The 19,740-nt window shown below is 62.1% G+C and carries 12 protein-coding genes, 2 tRNA genes, 3 rRNA genes and 2 pseudogenes; 10 read left to right on the forward strand and 9 right to left on the reverse strand.

Annotation, left to right across the window (positions count from 1 at the left end):
- Positions 1-605: amidohydrolase family protein (locus tag ATB1_RS13340; RefSeq protein WP_042664382.1), on the forward strand; the 605-nt coding region annotated here is incomplete at its 5' end.
- Between the two features lie 84 nt (positions 606-689).
- Positions 690-764: transfer RNA gene (locus ATB1_RS13345), tRNA-Glu, on the forward strand.
- Between the two features lie 102 nt (positions 765-866).
- Here the strand turns inward: ATB1_RS13345 and ATB1_RS13350 are convergent.
- Positions 867-1,586, reverse strand: coding sequence for a helix-turn-helix domain-containing protein (locus ATB1_RS13350; RefSeq protein ID WP_042664384.1), 720 nt, complete (start codon positions 1,584-1,586; stop codon positions 867-869).
- Positions 1,587-1,950: 364 nt separating this feature from the next.
- Here ATB1_RS13350 and ATB1_RS13355 point away from each other — a divergent pair, with 364 nt between their 5' ends.
- Together ATB1_RS13355 and ATB1_RS13360 are read left to right on the forward strand one after the other, a co-directional pair.
- On the forward strand, positions 1,951-3,264 hold the full coding sequence (locus tag ATB1_RS13355) for a 5'-deoxyadenosine deaminase (protein WP_042664388.1): 1,314 nt from the start codon (positions 1,951-1,953) through the stop codon (positions 3,262-3,264).
- A 101-nt stretch (positions 3,265-3,365) separates the two neighbouring features.
- The gene (locus tag ATB1_RS13360; protein ID WP_042664390.1) at positions 3,366-3,971 is read left to right on the forward strand and encodes a GNAT family N-acetyltransferase; all 606 of its coding nucleotides are present in this window, start codon (positions 3,366-3,368) and stop codon (positions 3,969-3,971) included.
- Between the two features lie 54 nt (positions 3,972-4,025).
- Here the strand turns inward: ATB1_RS13360 and ATB1_RS13365 are convergent, their stop codons facing one another.
- Positions 4,026-4,436 carry a hypothetical protein gene (locus ATB1_RS13365; protein WP_042664393.1) on the reverse strand — a complete coding sequence of 137 codons (411 nt, stop codon included), beginning with the start codon at positions 4,434-4,436 and terminating at the stop codon, positions 4,026-4,028.
- Positions 4,437-4,490: 54 nt separating this feature from the next.
- Complete coding sequence (locus ATB1_RS13370) at positions 4,491-5,681, reverse strand: redox-regulated ATPase YchF (protein ID WP_042664394.1); 1,191 nt, start codon at positions 5,679-5,681, stop codon at positions 4,491-4,493.
- A 265-nt stretch (positions 5,682-5,946) separates the two neighbouring features.
- Between ATB1_RS13370 and ATB1_RS13375 the strand changes: the two genes are divergently transcribed.
- Together ATB1_RS13375 and ATB1_RS13380 are read left to right on the forward strand one after the other, a co-directional pair.
- Positions 5,947-6,324 (forward strand): hypothetical protein, encoded by a 378-nt coding sequence (locus ATB1_RS13375; RefSeq protein ID WP_042664396.1) that lies wholly within the window; start codon positions 5,947-5,949, stop codon positions 6,322-6,324.
- Positions 6,325-6,345: 21 nt separating this feature from the next.
- Positions 6,346-6,756: a hypothetical protein gene (locus tag ATB1_RS13380; protein WP_042664399.1), complete on the forward strand. Its 411-nt coding sequence runs from the start codon at positions 6,346-6,348 to the stop codon at positions 6,754-6,756.
- 142 nt (positions 6,757-6,898) lie between these two features.
- Here the strand turns inward: ATB1_RS13380 and ATB1_RS13385 are convergent, their stop codons facing one another.
- The 5 genes from ATB1_RS13385 to ATB1_RS13405 all read right to left on the reverse strand — a co-directional run bounded on the left by ATB1_RS13385 (position 6,899) and on the right by ATB1_RS13405 (position 13,745).
- Positions 6,899-8,365, reverse strand: a complete 1,467-nt coding sequence (locus ATB1_RS13385; protein ID WP_042664400.1) for a hypothetical protein — start codon at positions 8,363-8,365, stop codon at positions 6,899-6,901.
- 372 nt (positions 8,366-8,737) lie between these two features.
- A 5S ribosomal RNA gene (gene rrf, locus ATB1_RS13390) occupies positions 8,738-8,859 on the reverse strand.
- Positions 8,860-8,970: 111 nt separating this feature from the next.
- Positions 8,971-11,885 (reverse strand): 23S ribosomal RNA (locus tag ATB1_RS13395).
- Positions 11,886-12,102: 217 nt separating this feature from the next.
- Positions 12,103-12,174: transfer RNA gene (locus tag ATB1_RS13400), tRNA-Ala, on the reverse strand.
- 97 nt (positions 12,175-12,271) lie between these two features.
- Positions 12,272-13,745: ribosomal RNA gene (locus ATB1_RS13405) — 16S ribosomal RNA — on the reverse strand.
- The 16S, 23S and 5S rRNA genes sit together here with 1 tRNA gene alongside, the layout of an rRNA operon.
- A 675-nt stretch (positions 13,746-14,420) precedes the next feature.
- Between ATB1_RS13405 and ATB1_RS13410 the strand changes: the two genes are divergently transcribed.
- Both ATB1_RS13410 and ATB1_RS13415 read left to right on the forward strand, forming a co-directional pair.
- On the forward strand, positions 14,421-14,981 hold the full coding sequence (locus ATB1_RS13410) for a TATA-box-binding protein (protein ID WP_004970502.1): 561 nt from the start codon (positions 14,421-14,423) through the stop codon (positions 14,979-14,981).
- A gap of 300 nt (positions 14,982-15,281) precedes the next feature.
- Complete coding sequence (locus ATB1_RS13415) at positions 15,282-15,851, forward strand: hypothetical protein (RefSeq protein WP_042664406.1); 570 nt, start codon at positions 15,282-15,284, stop codon at positions 15,849-15,851.
- 172 nt (positions 15,852-16,023) lie between these two features.
- Here ATB1_RS13415 and ATB1_RS13420 read toward each other — a convergent pair.
- A pseudogene (locus tag ATB1_RS13420) lies at positions 16,024-17,228 on the reverse strand (Cdc6/Cdc18 family protein).
- 1,355 nt (positions 17,229-18,583) lie between these two features.
- On the opposite strand from ATB1_RS13420, the gene ATB1_RS13425 reads away from it, so the two are divergent.
- Together ATB1_RS13425 and ATB1_RS13430 are read left to right on the forward strand one after the other, a co-directional pair.
- Complete coding sequence (locus ATB1_RS13425) at positions 18,584-19,066, forward strand: hypothetical protein (protein WP_042664402.1); 483 nt, start codon at positions 18,584-18,586, stop codon at positions 19,064-19,066.
- A 170-nt stretch (positions 19,067-19,236) separates the two neighbouring features.
- Positions 19,237-19,740, forward strand: a pseudogene (locus ATB1_RS13430) (DEAD/DEAH box helicase); the annotation flags it as partial.

The following is a 19,740-nucleotide window of genomic DNA, read 5'->3' on the forward strand; positions in this document are numbered from 1 at the left end:
AGTTCACGGAGGCGGAGATTCGCGCCCTCGTGGAGGCCGCGAGCGCGAAGGGCGTCCCGACCGCGGCCCACGCCCACGGCGAGGAAGGTATCAAAAACGCCACCCGCGCGGGGATTTCGAGCGTCGAACACGGGATGTTCATGGACGAGGAGGCCGCCGACCTCATGGTCGACCACGGCACGTACTGGGTGCCGACGGCCTCAGCGGTTCGGGAAATCGTCGAGGCGGGCGTCGAGGCCGGTATCCCGCCCGAGGCGGTCGCGAAGGCCGAAGACGCCGCCGAGCGCTTCGAAGGCGCGTGGGAACACGCGCTCGACGCCGGCGTGAAAATCGCCATGGGGACCGACGCGGGCACGCCGTTCAACGACCACGGCGAGAACGCGCTCCGCGAGATGGAACTGCTCGTCGAGTACGGTCTCTCGCCTACCGAGGCGCTCGAAGCCGCGACTGTCGGCGGCGCCGACCTCCTCGGACTGGACGACGTGGGGAAGGTCGCCGAGGGCTACGTCGCGGACCTCGTCGTCCTCGACGCCGACCCGAGCGAGGACGCGGGCGCGTGGCGGACAGTCCAGCAGGTGTATCGCGAGGGCGAGCAGGTCGTCTAATCGCAACACGGCAGTCGGTATCACACCCGATTTGAAGCGACAACCTTTTACAATCGCGAGCAATATCTGGTGATGTACCAACGTGCTCTGTTGGTGTAGTCCGGCCAATCATATCACCCTCTCACGGTGATGACCAGGGTTCGAATCCCTGACGGAGCACTTCTCTCAATCTTGAACCGCGAGCGGTAGCGAGCGTGTTCGGGTTCGAAATTGACGACGATTCGAATTAGCCGACGTTCGCTTCCGAGCGTCGTCGATTCCTTACCGATTCCGGTCGCCGAGTTTCGACATCACGAGGTCTTCGGCGGTTCGCAGTCGGTACTGAACCGTCGAGCGCGGCACGTCGAGCACCTCGCTGAGGTCCTCGACGGTCACCTTGCGCGGGCGCTCGTAGTAACCGTGTTCGACGGCGGTTTCGAGCGCCTCCCAGTGGGCCGACGAAAGGTCGGCCGCGATTCGCGATTCGGCGTCCCAGTTGCCGGCGCTCGTGAGGTGTTCGACATCCAACTGCAGGCCCTCTCTGAGTTGCGCCTCGATGGTTTCGTACAGTTCGCCGAGCGGGTGGTCACCGGGGTAGAGGATGCGCCAGCGGTACGCGCCCGCACGGCGGGATGACTCGAAGATGACGCCCGGTCCGACGTGTTCGAGGACGTACCGTGGAATCGAGTGGCAGTTGCTCACCTCTTCGCGGTAGGTGTAGACGGTCATCGAGTTGCCCGACCGGTCGAGGACGTGGTAGTCGCGGTGGGTGTGGCAGTCGGGCGCGTCGAGACACTCGTTGCACCGCGTCTCGTCGAGGAACACCCCCTCGAACGCCGACAGCGCCTCCGGCGTGCCGACGACGTGGTCGACCCGCCACATCACGTCCTCGGTGGACGAACAGACCGACGACCGGGACCGCAGGCTCGGGTACTCGTAAAACAGGTCCATCAGTTCGTCGGTCCCCTCGGAAAAGCGAACGACGAATTCGAACTCGCGCATTCGGTCTTCGTTCTGTCGCGGAGCGACTTAGCATGTACTAATCTGACATCTGTCGTTTTCGAGGCCACTTCCGGGTTATATTCGTCTTCGTCACCACCTCCCCGGCCGGAGTTAGCAGGTGCTAACGAAATCGTGAGGGGTATTTGGCACGGACTGGAAGACGCAGCGAGCGGACACCGGTGCGACACGGCAGACGCGGGGTCCACCCGCGATTCGAGAACGTACGGTCGCGCGGGCCGCTCGCTCGCGGGGACGGTTCCGACCGTCCCCGCTCCACCACCGACCGCAACCGTTCACTCCAACCAACCTCGGACGGCGACCGGGTCACCACCTATTTCACGACCGGTCGTCTACCCGCACGAGGATGTTACTCGCGGGAACGGTGGTCGCCGACGCGGCCACCATCATCGAAGAGGGTGCCGTCGTCGTCGACGGCGACCGCATCGTCGCGGTCGGAGCGCACGCGGACCTCGTTGACGCGTACCCCGACCACGAGCGACGCGAGTTCGGTATCGTCGCGCCCGGACTCATCGGCGGGCACGTTCACTCCGTGCAGTCGCTCGGCCGCGGCATCGCCGACGACACCGAGCTCTTGGATTGGCTGTTCGACCACGTGCTCCCGATGGAGGCCGGCCTCGACGCCGAGGGGATGCGCGTCGCCGCCGAACTCGGCTACCTCGAATGCATCGAGTCCGGGACGACGACGGTCGTCGATCACCTCTCTGTCCGACACGCCGAAGAGGCGTTCGAAGCCGCGGGCGAGATGGGCATCCGCGGGCGCATCGGGAAGGTGCTCATGGACACGAACGCCCCCGAGGGATTACAGGAAGACACCGACGCCGGCCTCGACGAGTCCGAGCGCCTCATCGAGCGCTATCACGACGGCTTCGACGGCCGCATCCGGTACGCCGTCACGCCGCGGTTCGCCGTCACCTGCTCGGAGGCCTGTCTCCGGGGCGTCCGCGAACTCGCAGACCGGTACGACGGCGTCCGCATCCACACCCACGCGAGCGAGAACCGCGACGAAATCGCCACCGTCGAGGCGGAGACGGGCATGCGCAACATCCACTGGCTCGACGAGGTCGGCATCACCGGCGACGACGTGGTGCTCGCCCACTGCGTCCACACCGACGAGTCCGAGCGCGAGGTGCTCGCCGAGACCGGCACGCACGTCACCTACTGCCCGTCGTCGAACATGAAGCTCGCGTCGGGCATCGCGCCCATCCCGGACTATCTCGACCGCGGCATCAACGTCGCGCTCGGCAACGACGGCCCGCCGTGTAACAACACGCTCGACCCCTTCACCGAGATGCGGCAGGCCAGTCTCCTCCAGAAGGTCGACGCGCTCGACCCGACGAGCACGCCCGCCGCAACCGTCTTCCAGATGGCGACCCGAAACGGCGCGAAGGCCGCCGGCTTCGACCGCGTCGGCGAACTCCGCGAGGGGTGGAAAGCCGACATCGTCGGCATCGACACCGACCGCACGCGAGCGACGCCGCTCCACGACGTGCTGTCGCATCTCGTGTTCGCCGCCCACGGCGACGACGTGGTGTTCACCATGGTCGACGGCGACGTGCTCTACGACGGGGGCGAACACGTCCGCGCGGACGCCGACGACATCCGCGAGCGGGCGCGGGCGGTCGCCGACGGCCTCGACGCGGCACCCACGAGCGACTGAGCGCCCCCGCTCACGAGACCGCCTCGCACGCAGGACCGGCCGCACCCGCGAGGCCCGCCGCCATCGTCGCCTCTTTCTCTCCGCGCGACCCCACCTGTGTCATGACTGTCCCTGTCCGCCTCCGCGCGGCGACGCCGTCCGACCTCCCCGCGATACGAGAGATTTACGCGCCGTTCGTCCAAGACACCGCGATTTCGTTCGCATACGACCCGCCGAGCGTCGCGGACCTCGAAGCGAAACTGGAGAAGAAGACCGACTACCCGTGGCTCGTCTGCGAACTCGACGGCGAGGTCGCCGGCTACGCCTACGCCGGCGCGTTACGGGAGCGCATCGCCTACCAGTGGACCGTCGAGACATCGATTTACGTCCGCCCGGACTTCCAGCGCCGCGGCGTCGCTCGCGGTCTCTACACGGCACTTTTGGACCTGCTCGAACGACAGGGCTACGCCTCCGCGGTCGCCGTCATCACGACGCCGAACCCCGCGAGCATCGACTTCCACGAGTCGTTCGGGTTCGAACGCGTCGGCCGCTTCGAGCGCGTCGGCTACAAACGCGACGCGTGGCACGACGTGGAGTGGTGGAGTCTCGACCTCGGCGACCGACCCGACGACCCCGACGCGCCGCTGTCCGTCGCCGACGCTCGCGAACGTGACTGGTGGGACGATGCGCTCGCACGCGGTGCGGCGCTCGTCGAAGACAGCGCATAGCAAGCAGTCCCTCCCAAACCGGAGTCCCCCCGTCTCCCGGTTCAGCCCGCGCGTTCAGACGCCGGCTTCGAGGGAGTCTTCCACCTCGGTGTCCGTCGAATCGCTTCCGTCAGTCGTATCGACCTCGTCGACCGTTTCGACCTCGTCGGCCGTATCGGCCGCCCGTTCGCCGGCCCTCGCCTGTTCGAGCACGTAGCGCTCGACGCCGGCGGAGAGCATCCCCTGCCAGTCGTCGAACTCGGTGTTCGACTCGACGTACCGGTCCCACTCGTGGGGCGGTATCGACTCGAAGGAGTCCTGATCTTCGACCGCGAACCCGCTCTCTTCGAGGAATTCACTGATCGATGCAGCCTGACAATGCGACTCGACCCACGACGACGGGAACAAGTCGGCCAGCGTCACCTCGCCGCCGAGTCCCCCAATCTCGACGTCGAGTGTCGCGGCCGTCGTTTCGGCCTCACCCATACCCGGGTGCTACAGCCACGGATATAACGGTGTTGCGGTTGGCGTCCGAGAGAGTCAGTTCGTCGAGACGATTTCGACCACGTCCCGGTGTGCGAGTTCGTGGTCCGAACCGATTTGGCGCTTCGAGTGGCAGTCGATGCCGTGGAGGAGGCCGTCGCCGATGTCCGAGTGCAGGTGGTACGCGAAGTCCTCGGTCGTCGAGCCCTCGGGGAGGATAAAGCAGTCCCGGAAGACGCCCTGCGAGTCGCTCTTGCCGTTCGCGCTCCCGGGGAAGATGGCGATGGCACCCATCACGTCGAACAACGCGTTTTCGAGCGACTGCTGGACGCCCGTGCCGCCGAACTCCGTGACGAACTCGCGAATCTGTTCGAGACCCGCCTCCTGTTCGTCGCTCACGTCGCCGACGATGTCGAAGTCGTCGTCGCCGGGGCGGTAGTCGACGACGCCGCCCTCGTCGGCCTTCTTCAGCGCCTTCTCCGCGTGCGCCGAGGTCGGGACGAACGTCAGGTGTTCGTAGTCGGCGTCGGCCGTGATTTCCTCGTAGTTCTCTTGGGAGACCGGCTTGTCCATCTTGTTCGCCGCGATGATGATGGGCTTCGTCCGCTTTCGAATCTCGCGGGCGAGCGACTCCTTGTCCGCGTCGTCCCACTCGTCGGGGTCGAGCTCCAGGCCGAGCGAGAGGATTATCTGCTTGATTTCGTCTTTGTTCGTCTTGAACGCGGACATCTGTTCCGCGAGGTCGACTTCGATGTCCTTGTCCTCGCCGTGGTAGCCCGAGCGGTAGCGGTCGATTCCCTTCTCGAGGACGCCGAGGTACCACATGTCCAGTTCGTTCTCGAGGAAGTCGATGTCCTCCCGGGGGTCGTGGCCCTCCGTCGCCTCGCCTTCGATGTCCGTCTCACCGGAGAAGTCCACGACGTGGACGAGCACGTCCGCCTCGTTGAGGTCGGTGAGGAACTGGTTCCCGAGGCCCTTCCCCTCGTGCGCGCCGGGGATGAGACCCGCCACGTCGACGAGTTTGACCGGGACGAACCGCATCCCGTGGTCGCAGTAGCCGACCGAGGGCGTACACGACTCGTCGAACTCCGGGGCCGCACACTCGACGCGGACGTACGCCTCGCCGATGGAGGGGTCGATGGTCGTAAACGGATACGCGCCCTCGGGCACGTCGTTCATCGTCGCCGCGTTGAAGAAACTCGACTTCCCGACGGACGGTTTTCCGACGAGACCGATCTTGTAACTCATTCGTTGGTCGGACTGGTGTCTCGAACGCTAATAACCGTTCGACGTTCGTCTCTGCATGCGTGAGATTCGCACGCTATCGGGGTCGAGGAGGGTGATTCACCGCACTCGACGCCCGGGTTCGAGCGCCGGAAACGCGGCTCCGTCACCGGGTTCGCGGCACGCGGTAGCCGGGTCACGCCGAGGCGTCGGCGACGACGCGCGCTCGTGGTTCGCCTTTCGGCTCACGTCCGGTGCATCTTTGTCTCCACGTCTCCGACAGCCGGGCATGACCGACCCCGACGAGACGGCGAGCGAAACCGCGCCCGCGTCGAACACGGACTCCGACGCGGCCGCCACCGAGCGTTCGCCGGACGATTCGACCGACGGGGACACGTTCCGCGTCGGCATCCACGTCACCGAGACCGAACTCCGGTTCGTGGTCAACGTCCCGTCCGATATCGATTCGGGGTGGACCGACCCCGACGCGTTCCAGCGCCTCGTCGAACGCGTCACCTGGGAACAACTCGACCAGCGGGCGACGCTCCAGACCGTGGCGACCAACGCCGCCGAGGGCGAGACGGTGTTCCTCGGGACGGTGACGCTGCGACCGGACGAAACCGTCGTGGACCACACACTCCGCGTTCCGACGCTCGACGGCGCGTGAGCTAACTCCGTCTCACCTCCGATGACCGACCCGACGGCAGAACGCGCGATTCGAGAGATTCAGGACGCCGCGCTTAGCCGCGCGCTCACCGACGACGACCACGCGAGGCAGTCGCTCGCAGTCGCCGGCGCGCTCGAAACGGCCAGAACAGAAGCGACCGACGCGGAGTTCGACGACGGCGGCGTGACACTCGCGGCGTCGCTCGCGTTTGTCTCGACGCTGTTCGCACACCATCGGCTCCGCGAGTCGCTCCGGTCGAACGTCCGCGCATCCGACGACTCGGCGTGGTATCCCAGCGGTGTGCCCGCTCGCGTCGACGACGACCTCGTGGTCGCAGGCGCACGGCTCGCGGTTCGACGGTTCGGCGTCGACCCGGCGCTCGTCGGCGCGCTCGGTGACGTTTCCACAGAAAAAGTCGCGTCGGGCGAGTGAGTAGCCCGACCGTTGGGCTCTGACAACCACGGTCGGGGGCGTAAGGGATGTGGGGGGTGCCTCTGTCCACAGTACCCGCCCGGGCGCGTGCGAAGGGTGAAACCAAGCCCACGCTTGCTGCGTGGGACCCGTGTTCGATTAGTTAGTTGTTGTTCGCGTGCTCCGGCGGGCCACCACCGTTGCCGTTACCGGTGGACTCGTCATCGTCTTCCGACTCGTCGTCAGCGTCGTCCGTGCTCTCGGTCTCTTCTTCGTCGGTCTCCTCGTCGTCTTCGTCGCTCGCCTTGTCGTTGTTGGCGTGTTCCGGCGGGCCACCGGCGTTACCGTTCTTGGCCTTGTCGGAGTTCCCGGGTGCGTCTTCCTCGCCGTCAGCGTCGTCGCTGCTGTTCTTCGGGCCGGCGTGGTCCGGACGCTTGTCGTCGGCGTTACCCGGGTTGTTCTTAGTCACGAAGTCGGAGACGGCCTGTCCGAGCGGGCCGTCAGTACCCGTGTCCTTGAGTCGCTCGACGAAGCTGCTGACGAGCTGCCCGAACGGGTCGTCCTCGGCGACCTCACCCTGCAGGGTGGTGGTCGTCTCGGCGGTGAGGCCGTCGTACTCGGCGGTCACGTCGACCGTGACACTCTGCAGGGGCGCGATGAGTTCGACGGTACCGTTCGCGTCCGTCTCGTACTCGCCCGCGTCCGTGTAGTTACCCTCGACCGCGACCGAGGCGTTCTCGACGGGTTCGCCGTCTTCGGTCACGGTGATGGTGACCGACCCGTTTTCGTCCTGCGAGACGGAGACGTTGAGGTCGTCAGCCTCGACGGCGACCGTGGTCTCGGCGGAGAGGCCGTCGGCCGTCGCGACGAACGTCAGGTTCGTCGTGGTCGTCGGCTCGGCGACCTCAACGGTGCCGTTCGCGTCCGTCTCGTACGTGCCGTTGTCGGCGTAGTCAGTTCCGTTGACCTGAACCGACGCGTTCTCGACCGGTTTGCCGTCCTGCGTGACGGTGGCGACGACCGTGTCGTTGGCGTCGTCAACCTCGGCGGTGACGGTGAGGTCGTCGGCCTCGACTGCGACCGTCGTCTCAGCGGTGAGGTCGCCGTCCATCGCGACGAACGTCAGGTTCGTCGTGGTCGTCGGTTCGGCAACCTCGACGGTGCCGTTGGCGTCCGTCTCGTACGTTCCGTTGTCGTACGCGCTCCTGTTGACCATGACAGACGCGCCCTCGACGGCGTCGCCGTACTGGGTGACAGTGGCGGTGAGCGTGTCGTTGGCGTCGTCAGCCTCGACGGAGATGTCGAGGGACTCGTCGAGCGGGACGAGGACGACGGACGTAGCGGTCGTGTTGTTCCCCTCGGTGACGGTGAACGTCGCGTTCACGCGCTCCTGCGGGTTGGGGAGGTCGACGGTGCCGTTCGCGCCCGTCGCGTACGTTCCGTTCCCGGAGTAGTTACCGCTCGATTCGACGACGACCGTCGCGTTCTCGACGGCCGTCTCGTTCCGTGTCACGGTCACTGTCGCGTCGCCCGTGTCGGCGTCCTGCGTGACGCCGACCTGGAGGGCATCGGTGCTCGCTGCACCGACGGTCCCGGGGACCATCGCGACGGCGAGCATCGCAACGACCATGACTACGGTGAAGGTGTTTGCTGCCGCGCATGCAACCCTCCCTTCTAACCCAGATACGGTAAAAGGGGAGAATCGTAACCCCGGTTTTCGCTGAATTTCACCCCAATCAACGTGTTCGAAATCGGGCTTTCGTCTGTCGATTTCGTCGAGTTTCGAGTCGAACGGCTGTCCGGATCCCGCCGAAACACCATCACGGTCGAAGGCGAGTGGTGTCGGCGGAACCGATGCGTTCGACGAGAGCGTTGCCACTCTCGGGCGTTTTCGCTGTCTCGACTGAGGGAGCGGTCGCTGTCTGTGCAGTGCGCGAGCGGACGTCCGCTCGCTGTAAATGAAAAAAGCCCACTGGACCGAAGTCCAGTGGGCTCTTATGAGTGGGGGCGGCGAACTGGATTTCCCAGAGGATCGCTCACTCCAGTACTGACCAGAACGCAGGTGAGCTTAACTGCCGTGTTCGGGATGGGTACGGGTGGAACCTCACCGCTCTGGCCGCCTTAATGCCGACCAACGGAATCGAACCGTTGTCATACCAATATCGGACGGGCCGTCTTACCAATGTGTTCGTGCAATCCAGTTTGCGCCTGGACCCGTTCTCGGGTCTCAGTGCGTATGAATGTGGCTTGGTCTGTTAGTGCTCGCGGGCTTAACAACTCGTTGCCTCGTTGCGTACACCCCGAGTCTATCGAACTCGTCTTCTACGAGTGTCCTCAGTGGAACTTCTTTTCCGTGTGGGTTTCGAGCTTAGATGCGTTCAGCTCTTACCCCGTGGTGCGTAGCTGCCCGGCATCTGCCCTCTCGGACAACCGGTACACCAGTGGCACCCATTCGTAGTTCCTCTCGTACTATACGAACGTTCACGTCAAGTTCCTTAACACCCCCAATAGATAGCAGCCGACCTGTCTCACGACGGTCTAAACCCAGCTCACGACCTCCTTTAATAGGCGAACAACCTCACCCTTGCCTGCTTCTGCACAGGCAGGATGGAGGGAACCGACATCGAGGTAGCAAGCCACCCGGTCGATATGTGCTCTTGCGGGTGACGACTCTGTTATCCCTAAGGTAGCTTTTCTGTCATCTACGGGTCCCATGAATGAACCTCGTAGGTTCGCTAGACCACGCTTTCGCGTCAGCGACACTCGTTGGGAATGTCACTGTCAGACTTCCGTTTGCTCTTGCGCTCTTCCACGAGTTCCCGACTCGCGTGAGGAAATCTTTGGGCGCGCTCGATATCTTTTCGAGCGCGTACCGCCCCAGTCAAACTGCCCGGCTACCGGTGTCCTCCGCCAGGAGTGAGAGTCGCAGTCACTAACGGGTAGTATTTCAATGTTGCCTCGGTGGCCCGCTGGCGCGGGTACCTGTGTAATGGCTCCTACCTATGCTGCACATTAGCGACCACGTCTCAGCGACAGCCTGCAGTAAAGCTCTATAGGGTCTTCGCTTCCCCTTGGGGGTCTCCAGACTCCGCACTGGAACGTACTGTTCACCGGGCCCAACGTTGGGACAGTGACGCTCTCGTTGATCCATTCATGCAAGCCGCTACTGAAGCGGCAAGGTACTACGCTACCTTAAGAGGGTCATAGTTACCCCCGCCGTTGACGGGTCCTTCGTCCTATTGTACTAGGTGTTCAGATACCCGCACTGGGCAGGATTCAGTGACCGTACGAGTCCTTGCGGATTTGCGGTCACCTATGTTGTTACTAGACAGTCGGAGCGTCCGAGTCACTGCGACCTGCTCGGTCAAGAGCAGGCATCCCTTATCGCGAACTTACGGGACTAACTTGCCGAATTCCCTAACGTCGGTTGATCCCGACAGGCCTTGGCTTGCTCTGCCAGCGCACCTGTGTCGGATCTCGGTACGAGCTTCTTGCTTGTCTTTTCACGGGCTCTAGGTACCGCCGAGTTTCCCTATCTCACCATTCGTTCGCTTCGTGCCGTTACGGCTTCCACGAATTTCGGTGATTCGACGGGGCGAAGGCCCCGCTCGGTGTTTCCTAAAGCGTCGACGTTTGGTGCAAGAAGGTACTGGAATATTAACCAGTTTCCCTTTCATCTATTTCGAATTACGGATAGACTTAGGATCGACTAACCCTCGGCTGATTGACAGTGCCGAGGAACCCTTGCGCGTAAGGCCGTCGGGGTTCACACCCGACTCTCGCTGCTACTGAGACCATGATTTTCGTTGCTGCACGGTCCACACGAGTTCTCACCCGTGCTTCCACCCATGCAGTATGCCAACCTACGGAATCGTGTCATATGACACGCCGCCAGGTCTCGGAGGTGGATTTGAGTCCCGATCATTTTCGACGCCTCGAACCTCGGCCGGTAAGCTGTTACGCTATTCTTAGAGGGTAGCTGCTTCTAAGCTCACCTCCCGGCTGTTTAGGGCTCGAGACAATCTTCAATCACACTTAATCCACACTTTGGGTCCTTAACCTGGCTCTGGGTTGTCTCCCTCACGGTGCACAAGCTTACCCCGCACACCGGACTCCCTGAGTCTACGACGTTCGTAAGTTCGGAGTTTGACAGGGAAGCGAACTCCTCTCGGAGTCCGGATTCCCAATCGGTCGCTCTACCTCACGAACTATCTCATCAGAGGTCATGCTTCGACATGTTTCGGTTGGAACCAGCTGTTGCCAAGTTCGATGGGCCTTTCACCCCTACACCAGAGTCACGAGAGGGTATTGTAGGACACCAACTCTAACGGGCCTCCACGCAGCTTTCGCCACGCTTCGCCCTGCTCCGGCGTAGATCACTTGGTTTCGGGTCGCATCCGGTTGGCTCCCCGCCCTTGAAGACGGTGGCCCTGGTCAAAGACTGCGGCCGTATCGGTTTCCCTATGCCTCCGGGGGTTCACCCCTTAGACTCGCCAGTCAGATGCACTCCATGGTTCGTTTTTCAAAACGCACGACGTAACATCGGCTTCACTCGAGTCATACTACGGGATCGCTCCCAGTTCTTTCGTCGAGTGACCTTGTATGCCACGTCGCTCTATCGCCAACTGATTTCAAGCCCTATTGCACCGCCCTTTTCGGGGTGCTTTTCAGCGTTCGCTCACGCTACTTGTTCGCTATCGGTCTCGAGGAGTGTTTAGTCTTCGCAGTTGATGCCTGCGAAATTCACGAGGGATATCCAACCCCCGCTATTCTGGAACAACCCCGGGATCTGGTTCTTATGTTACGGGGTTTTCACCCTGTATCACGCTCCGTTCCAGGAGACTTCACATAAGATCCAGGTCCGTTATGGGTAGTCCGTACACCACATTGCCCGAAGGCTTCGGTTTGGACTGTATCGCGTTCACTCGCCGTTACTAACGACATCGCGGATTGCTTTCTTTTCCTGTTCCTACTAAGATGTTTCAATTCGGAACGTTCCCCATTGCGCAAGGCAATTGCGTGGGGATTCCCATTCGGAGATCCTCAGTTCTTTCCCTCCATGCGGGTCCCTGAGGCTTATCGCAGCTTGGCACGTCCGTCATCGGCTCTCGAGCCGAGCTATCCACCAGCTGGCACAGTAGCCAGTTGATATAGTCACTGTGACCCGGAGAACGGGTCCAGTGGACGCCTGGATTGCACGTACACACGGTTTCATCAAATCCCCTCGGTGACGACCCGAGGCGAATTTTCGACCCTTCCCAACCTCGCTTGCGCGGGATGGTGCATCTGTCGTCAGTATCCATTCTGTCGAAACGTCTTGCCACACTTAAGGGGCACGATCGTTTCGGAGTGGAGTACTGCTTACCATGGACCCACAGGGATTCGAACCCTGGGCATCCTCCTTGCAAAGGAGGCACTCTACCACTGAGCTATGGGCCCGTGTTAGCCCTAGTAGTTCTAAGGTGTCCGAACGGGTGTCATTAGTGAACTCGGAAGATCGCGTGTGAGCCACCCCGTCGGGGTGGTCTCGGTCGTTAGGAGGTGATCCAGCCGCAGATTCCCCTACGGCTACCTTGTTACGACTTAAGCCCCCTTGCGAAGCCCAGATTCGACCACCGTGTGGTGGCCTCATCCGGACCTCACTCGGGTGCTTTGACGGGCGGTGTGTGCAAGGAGCAGGGACGTATTCACCGCACTCTATTGAAATGCGATTACTACCGAATCCAGCTTCATGAGGGCGAGTTTCAGCCCTCAATCCGAACTACGATCGAGTTTAGGAGATTAGCGTTCTCTTTCGAGATAGCAACCCATTGTCTCGACCATTGTAGCCCGCGTGTAGCCCAGCTCATTCGGGGCATACTGACCTACCGTTGCCCGTTCCTTCCTCCGCTTTAGCAGCGGCAGTCCTTCTAATGTACCCAGCCAGTCGAAACTGCTGCTGGCAATTAGAAGTGCGGGTCTCGCTCGTTGCCTGACTTAACAGGACGCCTCACGGTACGAGCTGACGGCGGCCATGCACCTCCTCTCTATAGCGTCGTGGTAAGGTCATCAACCTGACCGTCATTACTATAGTCGGAGCTGGTGAGATGTCCGGCGTTGAGTCCAATTAAACCGCAGGCTCCTCCGGTTGTAGTGCTCCCCCGCCAATTCCTTTAAGTTTCATCCTTGCGGACGTACTTCCCAGGCGGCTCGCTTCTCGGCTTCCCTACGGCACAACACAGGCTCGTAGCCTGTGTCACACCTAGCGAGCATCGTTTACAGCTAGGACTACCCGGGTATCTAATCCGGTTCGAGACCCTAGCTTTCGTCCCTCACCGTCGGATCCGTCTTCTCGAGGTGCTTTCGCCATCGGTGGTCCGTCCAGGATTACGGGATTTCACTCCTACCCCGGACGTACCCCTCGAGCCTTCCGGTCCCAAGCCACGTGGTTTTCACCGGACGCCCGCCAGTTGAGCTGGCGGATTTCCCGATGAACCTTCGTGGCCGGCTACGGACGCTTTAGGCCCAATAATATCGGTCATCACTTGAGCTGCCGGTATTACCGCGGCGGCTGGCACCGGTCTTGCCCAGCTCTTATTCCTCGACCGCCTTACAGTCGAGAAAAGCGAGGACTATATGCCCTCGCACTTGGGGTCCCCTTATCGCACTTGCGTGCAGTGTAAAGGTTTCGCGCCTGCTGCGCCCCGTAGGGCCCGGAATCTTGTCTCAGATTCCGTCTCCGGGCTCTTGCTCTCACAACCCGTACCGATTATCGGCACGGTGGGCCGTTACCCCACCGTCTACCTAATCGGCCGCAGACACATCCTACGGCGCCGGAGCGTTTGGGAGAGCCGGCATTTCCAGCGCGACTCTCCTATGAACTATTAGCCTCAGTTTCCCGAGGTTATCGTTCTCCGTAGGGTAGTTTGTCCACGTGTTACTGAGCTTTCCGCAACGAGTCTAAACTCGTGCAACTAGCATGGCTAAATCGGACCCCAATAGCAATGACCTCCGGCAGGATCAACCGGAATGGGTCGCGACCATTTAAACCTGGTCGCGGGGTGTTGGCGGGTGAATGGCAGCGTATTGCTGTCAAATCACCGTTCAAAGGTCCGAGTTCGTATGACATCCGTTCGGATGTCACCGAACTACTAGGGCTAACATCAGATACCGTCTTGCGGCGTACCGCAGGGGCGGAATCCTCATTTCCTTCGGACCTGAACCGATGCGATTCGAGGGTATAAACCCTTCGAACCCCGTTCGGTTCAGGGCCGGTGAGGCAGGACGCGTTGAATCGCCCTGCAATCGCGGTGCGTCTTTCGCATTCATCCGAAATGCCTTGGACCACTTAAGGCCGTCGTATCGTGGCGACCCCCGGGAAGGTGTGTCATCCCGGTGAGCGCCTGACGACCTTGGGGTCGGGGCGTTCGGTGGAAGCTTTCGGGGGGAGTGCCCCCGTGCGCTTCTTCGCATTAATCCGAATGCCGGGGATACATTTAACCCCGTTGATTTAGTGGCTCTGTGAGAAAAATAGACACGAGGCGTGCCATAACTTCACGCGCGGTCAGTTGTGACATCAATTCGGAAGACCGAGAAATCAATGTATTAGTTTCGCGCGCGTACGAGGCGGCGATAGAATCGACCCGTTGAAGTCGGTTTATAACGGGTCGCTTTATAAGGCCGGAGGTACGATTCACGTGCGAGCAATGAGTGGGCCGGCAGACTCCATCGAGATTCAGAACGTAGTCGCATCGACCGGGATCGGTCAGGAGCTCGACCTCGAAGCCCTCGCCGACGACCTCCCCGGTGCAGATTTCAACCCGGACAACTTCCCGGGCCTCGTCTATCGCACCCAGGACCCGAAAGCCGCTGCGCTTATCTTCCGTTCGGGGAAGATCGTGTGCACGGGTGCGAAAAGTATCGACGACGTGCACGACGCACTCGGCATTATCTTCGACAAGCTCCGCGAGCTTCAGATACCCGTCGACGACGAGCCAGAAATAACCGTCCAGAACATCGTCTCCAGCGCGGACCTCGGACACAACCTGAACCTGAACGCGCTGGCTATCGGTCTCGGACTCGAAGACGTCGAGTACGAACCCGAGCAGTTCCCCGGCCTCGTCTACCGGATGGACGAGCCGAAAGTCGTCATCCTGCTTTTCGGTTCCGGGAAAATCGTCATCACCGGCGGAAAGCGGACGGACGACGCGGAAACCGCCGTCGAAGAGATCGTCGAGCGCATCGACGCGCTTGGACTTCTCGGATAGACGACTCCGAACCATCGATTTTTCGCCGCGTTACGGGTCTGACCACCCACAAGTGTGAAATGCCGAACAGTCTAACGGAAGGACATGAGTGCGCGGGAGGACGTGGCGTTTCTCGTGGGGTCACAGAGTAGAGAGGCGATTCTCCGGGCGTTAGCGGTCGAGCCACGTCGGCCGACAGAGCTTGCAGGACTCTGTGACTGCGCCCGAGAAACGGCACAGCGGACGCTCGCGGGGTTCTGTGACCGGGGGTGGACGAAGAAGAAGGCCGACGGACTGTATCACCTCACCCCGGGTGGGACGATGGTCCACGAACAGTACGAGCGGTTCACCGAGACGGTCGAATGCGCCGACCGAATGAGCGAGTTCTTGGCAGATGCCGCGGAGATCTGTGAGGACGCTCCGCCCGGTGTTCTCGGTCAGATGAACATCACGACCGCCGCGGACAACGACCCGCACGCGCCGCTTAACAGGTACCTGACCATCGTCGGAAGCGAACCGGTCGACCGCTTCCGCGGAGTCACCCCAATCGTGAGTCGCGTGTTCAACGAATCGGCCGAGGCGGTGCTGGGGGAGAACACCCAGATGGAACTCGTTGTCGACCGCGGCGTCCTTGAGCGGTCGATGGACGCCTATCCGGACTCCTTCGAGCGCGCGCGGGAACTCGACCAGTTCGAACTTCGAATCGCCGAGGAGAGCCTCGACTTCGGACTGCTCGTGGTCGACGGCCACGGCGTCGTCTCCGCCTACGACGAGCACAACAACCTGACGGCCCTCGTGGACGGCGACACGCCTGAAGTCGTCTCGTGGGTCGAAAGCCTGTACGAATCGGTCCGCTCCAAGTCGGTCCCGATCGACCGACTCGAACCGTGAGTCTCCACCGACAACCGAGAGTGTGATCGGACCGGTCACACGTGAATATTCCGGTCACGTGATGCTGCAATAAAATATAAGAGGCCGCTCTACGGAGATACGCCTGCAGCGGTGCAGCGTCCCCGCGAGTCGGTTCGGCCCTCACACGCCCCGCGAGATTCCGGTTCTTCAATCAGGTGTCCGTGTTCTCGATGAGGACGTCTCTCACCACGTCCGGATCTTCGAGCAGTTGGTGCTTGGTGTAGCTTCCTTCCGCACTTCCGCCGCTGTGTTTCGACTGCTCGATGATGTCGAGAAACGCGTGTTCTTTCAGTAGGTCTCGGACTCGCCGGAGCGACAGGCTGTCGGAGCCCTGCTGTCGACAGATGTTCTCGTAGACCTCGTAGACGCGACTCGTTCGGAAGCCGTCCTGCTTTTCGTTCGAAAGCGAGAGGATAGCGAGCGCCTGTAACACGTAACGAGAGTGCGGTGTCGACCCGCGAATCAGCTCTCGGAAGCGGTCGGTCTCGGCGCGCTGACGCGCCTGCGTGACGAAGTTCTCCTTGACCGTACTCGCTCCCATCGACTGTGCGATTTCGCCCGCGTACCGCAAGATGTCGATGGCTTTCCGCGCGTCCCCGTGTTCGCGGGCGGCGAGCGCCGCGGCACGCGGAATCGTCGAGGGTCCAACACGCCGTCGCGGAACGCGTCGCTGCGGGCGTCCATGATGTCGCGGAGTTGGTTCGCGTCGTACGGCGGAAAGACGAACTCGCGCTCGCAGAGGCTGGATTTCACCCGCTCGTCCATCCGGTCTTTGTACTGGATCTTGTTGCTGATACCGATGACGCCGAGCTTACAGCCGGCAATCTTCCCCGCCTCACCGGCCCGCGAGAGCTGCATGAGGATGTCGTCGTCGCTCAGTTTGTCGATCTCGTCGAGGATGATGAGGACGACGTCGTACAGCGAGTCGAGGATGCGCCACAGCCGCTTGTAGTACGTCGACGTCGAAAGCCCCTTGTCTGGAACTTTGATCCCGGTGATCGCGGTGTCGTTGACGCTGTCGGCGATGGTCTGGACGGCCTGCGTCTCGGTCGTGTCCTGCGCGCAGTCCACGTAGGCGAACGTCGCTTTCACGCCCTCTTCTTCGGCCGTCTCGACGAGGCGCTGAGAGACGTACTTCGCACAGAGCGACTTACCCGTCCCCGTCTTCCCGTAGATGAGGACGTTGCTCGGACTCTGTCCGAAGATGGCGGGGTTCACCGCGGTCGCGAGATCCGAGATCTCGTCGTCGCGACCGACGATGCGACCCTCACCCGGGAGGTGGTTGATCTCCAACAACTCCTTGTTGGCGAAGATGGGGTCCTCCCGGGTGAAGAGGTCGTCGCTGGCGTTAGGCATGTTCGCAACACACCACGTTTCCGGTGAAAGGACTTACCATTCGACGCAGCACACACACACCACGTTTCCGGTGAACGACCACAAACCCCGGGTACCGGTCCACACGAAACGGGGGTTTCGGTTCACCGGAAACACGGTGTGGGGGTTCCTCTCAGTTCACGCGAAAACAGGGGGCTGCGCTTTGCGTCCCGGCGAGGACCGAAGATAGAACGCTCGAAACGGGCGGACAGTGGGGTAATCGTGCGTCGAAGCGACTCGCAGTCACCGCAACAGAACCGACGAGAGCCGACGAGTTCGAACCGGTTTCCGAACTCGCGAACCTCTCGAAAATGCCTGACTGAGACACTCTATTCCAGTCGAGCAGTACTCGATGTTCGAGTACATTCTTATTTTCGCGAGTGTATCAATGGACGGTAACACAAATAAACTATTTAACTGTTGTTATACGTGGTGTCCAACCCTGCCAACGTGAACCGAGTTGCCGTCCGACGCTCACTAACCGGTCCCACACGCTAACTCACCGGAAACGTGGTGTCCCGCACGGATTCTGTAACCCAAGGCGGAAGCGCCGATACGGCGTCTGAAACGATTGATTTCACCGGAAACGTGGTGTGGCCGTTATAAGTGGTCCGATTCGGCCATAGCTGGGAGGCACGAGACAACCGCAGGTCGTCCCTCGCTTTCCGCCGCGTCTCTCGCTGCCGGTCGCTCGGTCCAGTTCATCGGAAACGTGGTGTGCGCGTGACTCCGCTCTCGGAACTCACCGACGCGCCGCGTCACTGCTCCCCGGTGTTACTGCTGGCGTTCCCTCACGCCGTATTTCACCGGAAACGTGGTGTCTGTCAGCGCTGCTACGTTCTCCGTTGAGTCGACTCGCGGCGGCGGCTTGTGGAACGGTGCTCTCTATTTGTCCCTTCCCATCGGTCCGCGTTTCCATTCCCGATCCTTCGCGCTAGTTCACCGGAAACGTGGTGTCTCTGCCCGTCTCACACGGACTCGCGATTCACCGGAAGCGAGGTGTGGGTCGCTCGCGGCACGACTCGGTGAGGTATCGCCGGTGACCGACCGCCGACGCCGACGTTTACTGCACTCCCGGAGCCGAGATTCGACTCCGCTCGTTCACCGGAAACGTGGTGTGCATGCGACTCACGCGCACTCGGCTGTTCACACCCAAGCGTCCGCGGCGAGCGTCCACGGACGAAACCGCCACTCGTCCCAGCGTTTTCTCGCCCCAACGTCCTCCCGTCCCAACATCCTCCCGTCCCAACATCTTCCCGTCCCAACATCCTCTCGTGACGGACTGTTTCGTTCCCGTGGCGTCAATGCAATTACCAAGGGGGACGAATTGGTGACATATGCGTGCGCTCAGTCGCGTGTGGGTGCGCCTCGGCGAGGCCGTGTTAGACCGCGGCGGCGACGAGGAGTGGTCCCTCGAACGCTCCCGTACGACGGAGACGCGGTGGTCGCGTTCGGGAGAGCGAGTCGACTGCTTTCGGTTCGACGACGGCTACGTGACCACTGTCCACTACGAAGACCGGGAGGTCACGTGGCAGTTGACGCCCGGACAGGTCCCGCTCGCGAGCGCCCTCGCGATGGCGAAACTCTACCTCGAACACGAACTGACGCCACAGACCGACCCGGAGGGGCGACCGTTCGTGGGTCTCACCGAGCGAGGCCCGGTTCAGGTCTTCGAGGAGATACCCCCGGAACCGGTCGAGTACGTCTATCTCGACGGCGTCCGGACCCTCGAAGAGTTCCCCGAGTTCCTCACCGTCGACGACGACTTCCGGGCCGTCTTCGACCGGATGGCTCCGGCGCGGTCGAGCACGTCTCGATAACGTCGGGTCGACGCAGAACCGCTTCGAGAAATCGAGTCGCGTCCTCTCGGCTCCTCGCTCGCTCCCGTCGAAGCCCACCTGCTCTCACCCGCGACGAGCGGGTTTCCCCGCCCATCTCACGGCTCCCGGTGTCGCAAGCCGTTTCCCCGTCGCGGCCGTACTCGCGTTCGATGACTGCCGAGGACGAGGACCCCGGTCCTCCCGACGGAGACGGCGACGGGGACGGCACGTCCCGAGACGTACTCGACCGATTGGCCGGTGCGGCCGACGTATCCGAAGCGCTCGACGTACCCGAGACGTCTCCGGCCGATGCGAACCACCCGAGCGACGCGGCGGACGGCGTCTCGCTCGCGTCGTTCTACGGGGCGCTCGAATCCGAGGGTCGTCCCGTCGCGACCGCCCAGCAGGTCGCGCGCCGTCTCGGGGTCTCGCAGGCGGACGCGATGGACGGACTCGACGCCCTCGTCGACGCGGGGCGGGTCCAGCGGGTGAACGTCGAGACCGACCCGGTCGTCTGGTACCCGACCGAGTGGGGCGAACTCGCCTCGCGCGAGCGGGTCGTCCTCTTTCCGAAGCGCCGCGAGGTCGTCGTCGACAACCCGACCCAGTACACGCGGGCGAGACTCTCGCAGTTCGCGCACCTCGTCGACACCACCGGTGACCGCGAGGGCCGA

It is taken from the genome of Haloferax sp. ATB1 (assembly GCF_000730175.1).